This window comes from Chromohalobacter sp. 296-RDG (genome assembly GCF_029889885.1).
Classification (GTDB): Bacteria; Pseudomonadota; Gammaproteobacteria; order Pseudomonadales; family Halomonadaceae; genus Chromohalobacter.
Genome location: NZ_JARANY010000103.1, coordinates 1 through 5,102, shown reverse-complemented (window position 1 = coordinate 5,102; position 5,102 = coordinate 1). Strand labels below are relative to the sequence as shown.

The 5,102-nt window shown below is 47.2% G+C and carries 3 protein-coding genes and 1 pseudogene; 3 read left to right on the top strand and 1 reads right to left on the bottom strand.

Features of this window, described 5'->3' with window-relative positions:
* The 3 genes and pseudogenes from OP495_RS16440 to OP495_RS16430 form a co-directional block, all read left to right on the top strand.
* A pseudogene (locus OP495_RS16440) lies at window positions 1-253 on the top strand (transcriptional regulator); the annotation flags it as partial.
* 376 nt (window positions 254-629) lie between these two features.
* The gene (locus tag OP495_RS16435; protein WP_280570787.1) at window positions 630-3,020 is read left to right on the top strand and encodes an AAA family ATPase; all 2,391 of its coding nucleotides are present in this window, start codon (window positions 630-632) and stop codon (window positions 3,018-3,020) included.
* 433 nt (window positions 3,021-3,453) lie between these two features.
* A complete protein-coding gene (locus OP495_RS16430; RefSeq protein WP_280570786.1) occupies window positions 3,454-3,753 on the top strand; it encodes a hypothetical protein in 300 nt (99 codons plus the stop codon).
* 739 nt (window positions 3,754-4,492) lie between these two features.
* Here the strand turns inward: OP495_RS16430 and OP495_RS16425 are convergent.
* The coding region (locus OP495_RS16425; RefSeq protein ID WP_280570784.1) for a helix-turn-helix transcriptional regulator at window positions 4,493-5,102 on the bottom strand (610 nt) is incomplete at its 5' end.

The window sequence follows — 5,102 nt, the reverse complement described above, 5'->3', positions numbered from 1 at the left end:
CGGCAACCTGATGAAGGAACTCACCGCGCATTCTTCCGATTTTCGTCAGTGGTGGCACCGTCACGACGTGGACGCGCCTTGCCAAGGTGTACGCGCGCTCGAGCTCGATGGCCTGGGCAAGATCGGCTTCGAGCACACCAGCCTGATCGTCGACGAAGGCCGGCACCTGCGCCTGGTGGTCTATGCCGTGCAAGAAGCGGATCCTCAGGCCGAAGCTTTTGCCCGTTGGGTGACTGGCGAAGGCGAGGAATAGCCGAGTCGCCGTCGCGGCGGTTCAGCATCGCCCCGATTTGCCGACTTCCCGAACCTACCGATAAGTCCCATTGCAAAATGTTACCGAGCAAGGCTAAGTTGGGTTAAAGCTCAAGGCTAGCGGCTTATAGGAAGTACAAGGAGAACAACGCGTAGCGCGTCGCGGGAAAAGGATGATATCCCCTGGCGGTAGTGTTGCTGGGTGCGTGTTGCATTGGGTGATCACGAGGCTGGGGCGTGCCAGATGGTAAGTAAACAATGATGTTTGAAGCTGGGCGAGTAAGGTTGAGGTCAGCTTTCGACCCGAAGCGGACGTCTTGTTTTTACTCCGAACCGAAATTCTGAAATTGAGAACATCGTTTACAGAGAGAGTCTGCATGCTGAAAAAGATACAAAAGATAAATAAACTCGGCGTTTTTGAGGACTTCTACTGGGATTATGAAGTAAAGAACAATGGCGGTGCCGTTCAAAGCTTTTCCGATATAAATATTATCTATGGGCGGAATTATTCGGGAAAAACAACTCTTTCACGTATTGTTCGTGCTTTAGAAACAGGTGGGGTTTCTGACAAATTTGGATCTCCTTCATTTAGCCTAAAGTTCTCTGATAAATCCGAGGTGACTCAATCGGGTTTAACAGGGCATGGAAAAGTTTCGCGAGTATTTAATGAAGATTTTACAAGAGAAAACTTGCGATTTATATCTGATCCAGATGACAGTATAGAGCCATTTGCCATTCTTGGCGATGACAATAACAAAATTAAGAAAAAAATTGAAGAGCTGGAAGCAGAGTTAGGTTCAAGTGACGAAGGCCAAGAAAGTGGTTTGTTTTCTGAAAGAAAAGCCGCTGCAGATGTCTATGCCGCGGCTTTTCAAGCGCACAAAAAAGCTAACGATAACCTCAAAAGACAGTTAGGGGATAAAGCAACTAACAAAGAGATTGGAATAAAATACAAGCCAGAGCGCTTTGGCGATCAAAACTATACAATAAAAAAGTTGGAAGATGATTTGGAAGAGGTTCAAAGGTCTGACTTCCAGCCTTTGACTGCTGAGGAAATCGCACAGCATGAAAAGCTTATTAAAGAAAAGACCCTTCTCGATATACCCAAATTCAAATCACCCAATCTTAGCTTTGCCATTTTTTCTAAAGAAGCTGGCTTGTTAGTTACAAAGGAAATTAGTGAGTCAGACAAGATTGAAGATTTAGTAAAGGATGCCGTTTTAAATCGTTGGGTAAATGAAGGTCGTACGCATCACAGAGGTACGCATGAAAAATGCGCTTTTTGCAACAACACAATTTCGCAGGATCGCTGGACAAAGCTGGATAAACACTTTGATGAAGAGTCTGAGAAACTGGAAAAAGATATTGAGGATTTAATTAAACGTATTGAGGCTGAACAAAATACTGTCAGAACAGCCTTGAGCATTAACTTTTCGCACTTTTATTCTAAATTCCATGATCAGCTTTCCAATATAAATTCAGCGCTTAAGTCGGCTGTTACTGAATATCAAAGTTCTTTAGAAGTTTTAGTTACGCAGCTAACGAATAGAAAAAACGACATTCTGAATACCAAGGATTTCGTGCAGCCTGTTGATTCTTCACCTGAGCTGAATGCTGTTTGGGATAGCTACAAATCTCTTTGCAGTGAATCGGATTTATTCAGCACTTCTTTAAATAGTGAGCAAGCCATTGCCAGAAAAGCGCTAAGGTTAAAAGAGGTTGCAGATTACCTCATTACCATTGATTATCATACACAGCTTGATTCTATAGCTGACTTGCAAGATAAACTGGAAAAGGCGTCTAGCGAAAAGACGCGCATTTCCGAGGAGATAACTCAAAAGCAAGCATTGATTGGCGCCAAAAAGAGTGAGTTAAATGATGAAGAAAAAGGTGCCAAAAAAGTTAATGAATATCTCAATAACTTCTTTGGCCATAAGTTTTTGACACTTGAAGCAAAAAAGGATGCGGAAAGCTCAAAGCGAATTCGTTTCGAAGTTATACGAGATGGAAAGAAAGCTTATCACCTCAGCGAGGGAGAGTGCAGCCTTTTGGCGTTTTGTTATTTCTTAGCAAAGTTAGATGATGTTGACACGCGAGATTCAAAACCTACCATTTGGATTGACGATCCTATTTCATCACTGGATGGCAATCACATCTTCTTTGTATATAGCTTGCTAACCACAGAGATCCTTGACAAGGAAAGTTTTGAACAGCTTTTTATATCAACGCACAATCTTGACTTCCTCAAGTATTTGAAGCGATTAAAAGGTAGCTATATTGATTCGGTGGGTAAAAAAATAGACTTTCAGAAGGCTTATTTTATGATTGTCCGGCAGGACAGAACATCCACCATCAAGGTTATGCCTTCCTATCTCAAAGAATATGTTACAGAATTTAACTTTCTCTTTCACCAAATTCATAAGTGCGCAGCCATGGAGTCTATTGACGACACGAACTATATCAACTTCTACAATTTTGCCAACAATGCGAGAAAGTTTTTAGAAATTTATCTCTACTACAAGTATCCAGATCAAGGAATGAACGAAAGAACACTCAAGCTATTCTTTGGTAATGATAGCGTGCCAGCTATTTTAGTCGACCGAATAAATAACGAATACTCACATTTATGCGGAGTTTTTGAAAGAGGAGCAACACCGGTTGAAGTTCCAGAGGTGCAGCTAGCGGCTCGGAAAATTATAGAAAAGCTAAAAAAAGATGACGAACAGTACTCTGCATTACTAAGAAGTGTTGGTGAAATTCCTGAATAGGAAGGGTTATGATATATACTCCAACGAAATATCTATCAAATAGCTCCCAGCAAACTTTCTATGTTTGTTGGGAGCGCTCTAGTGGGTTAATTGTCCGCTTTTGGCCATAAGCTGCACTTCAGGCTATGCTGGTAGAGTTGGTGCAGCAGCTGACGGTACACTTCGGGACTCCCGTGAAATGCTGCCGGCGCATTCATCTGTATATTTGTGTCGGCTATCTAATCACTATAAAAAATATTCAGGTGTCTGAATGCAAGAAGTATATGAGAGGGTGTTCGTAGCCAATTCGATGTCCTGCTTGACGGGCTCCAATGAAGTAGCGGTTGTCCATGCTTGCAAAAATCCATGTCATCAGCGAGCAGTGGGGTACACACGCAATCTTTCGAATTCGCATCCAAACTGTTTGGTCTTGGAGCGAGGTTTAGACCTGTATATGAACATTATTGATCCATCAATGCCGCTCTTTATGCCAGCACTATTTTCCAAATTTCTGGAGTTTGCAAAGAAGCATTGGGATGATGGGAAAAAGCTGGTTATTCACTGCAACCAAGGTGAATCTCGAGCTCCATCTCTAGCCTTGCTGTTCCTGGCCCGGGGGGTCACAGTTATCGACGACAGTTCCTATAGTTCTGCGCGTGGCGAGTTTCAAAAACTCTATCCTCGGTATCAGCCAGGCGAGGGGATTCACACTTATTTCACTCAAAATTGGGCTAAGCTGGGTCAGGATTTTTAACAAGGCGCAGCACCACGGTGACCATTTTTCCGCCGCTTTACGACTCTAAACTGGCGTGTGTTCCAGGCATTATATAAGAGCTCACTGAAATTCTGCTTCTGGCCGCTAGCTGACCGATGGTATGGCAGAGGGAATGTTCGTTCCCGTGAAGTAATAGTTCAGATCGCCTTGAATCCCCCGGAGCATGCCCAACACCCGCCAGGCTATGAATGATATAACACCGCTGCCATGTTGACCCCGGCTCGTGAGCTGCCCCTGAAGGTTGGACACCAATCGATGCAAGGCGGTTAACGAGTCGGGGTTTTGTTTTTGGCCTTTCAGCCAGGTGGGCGGCTACGGGTGCATCAGTCGAGTTTCCAGCAGCCGCTAGGCAAGCCAGGTGATGATGTGAGTGCCGCCGCTGGGCGTGCGACGACGAAGGCGGCCGGGGTGGTGGCCGTGGGTGTGCTGTACCTCATCTCCTCCAGGAAGGTGCATTCCCAATAGGTGCGAGCCGAGAAGTGCGTATCATGTGTTTAAACCGGCGCCGCCTTTCAGGGCTGGTGCTTCTCATACCCATCGAAGGCGATCTGCTGTTGGATCGATGAGCTGCTATGGCATCACGTCGGCGAGTCGTCGTCAGACGCTATTGCGGTTTCAGGAACTGCAGCAATACCCACTATCTGGATATCTCGGATAGTTCGGCTCTCGTTAGATTCCGCATGTCCGCGATCATCTGGTTCCCGTCTTTAATCCTGCATCAGCAATGGTTGGGCGGCTCCTCCTGGCGAGCAGCTGCGCGGGCAAAGGCGGTCGGGGATTGGCCAAGCACCTTGCGAAACATGCTGGAGAAGGCGCCGGGGCTGTCGTAGCCGAGTTCCAGCGCGGTTCGGGTAACGGAGCTTCCCGATAGCAGTCTGGGAACGGCGGCCATCAGGCAGGCCTGCTGACGCCATACGCCGAATGACATACCGGTCTGCTGGCGAAACAGGCGATTGAAGGTGCGTTGACTGCGGTGCAGTTGTCGGGCCCAGTCCGCGGGCAGGCTACGGATATGCGGCTGGCCGAGAAACTCCTTACACAGGCTGGCCAGTTGGGGATCGTGGGGCAAAGGAGCAAACAGCGGCAGCGACGGCGCCAGTTGCAGCTCATACAGCAGGAGTTGAGCGAGGGCACCATCGCGACTGCTCTCGTCATAGAGCGCGGGCATGTTGGCGGAGGCCAGCAGTAGATGATGCAGCAGCGGCGACACGACCAGCACTTCGCAACTGGGGGAATGGCGTGGCGCCGCAACGGGTTCGATATACAGGCTGCGGGTACTGACGCCGTTCATCCGCACCCGGTGGCGCTTGCCCGCCGGCAACCAGACA

What these genes read in the sequence shown, in the direction of transcription:
- OP495_RS16435 (WP_280570787.1), top strand. Translation starts at nt 630, where the DNA reads ATGCTGAAAAAGATACAAAAGATAAATAAACTCGGCGTTTTTGAGGAC.
- OP495_RS16430 (WP_280570786.1), top strand. Translation starts at nt 3,454, where the DNA reads ATGAACATTATTGATCCATCAATGCCGCTCTTTATGCCAGCACTATTT.